Source organism: Neobacillus cucumis, from assembly GCF_023715505.1.
In genome coordinates, this window is sequence record NZ_JAMBOH010000110.1 from 1 (window position 1) to 449 (window position 449).

The 449-nt window shown below is 57.0% G+C and carries 1 protein-coding gene; it reads right to left on the reverse strand.

All coding sequences use genetic code 11. The features are described 5' to 3' along the window. On the reverse strand, positions 1–449 hold a 449-nt coding region (gene malQ / locus M3226_RS31625), incomplete at both ends, for a 4-alpha-glucanotransferase (RefSeq protein WP_251573436.1).

Sequence of the window (449 nt, forward strand, 5' to 3'; positions counted from 1 at the left end):
CATCTGCTCCAGCGTGGCGGTGAGCTTACGCCGCCAGTTTTTGTACTGGTCGCTGGTCCCCGGAATGTTGACCGGCTCAGCCATATCCAGCCAGTCTTCCGGTTGCAGGCCCAGCAACGCACTGTTGCTGTCAGCGATATAGCGTTGCATGCCGCGATTCAGAATCGGCGTCATCGACATCAGGGAAGCCTTGTGACCGGCACGTTTTGGCAGGCAGCCGTATTTGTGCAGCGCGTCCAGCAGCCCCTGTTTCGCCAGTTCCCGGTCCTGATACAACCCGCGCAGCACGACTTCATCCGGATACAGGCCCAGTACTTTACCCAGCGTCAGATCGCCGCTATCCCAATAACCTTTAAGCGTAGGAAGGTCATGCGTCGCCGCGACTGCCATTGATTGTTCCGGGTACGCTTTCGGCGCACGGAAGTTTTTCTCATGGTCATTCTCAAAAT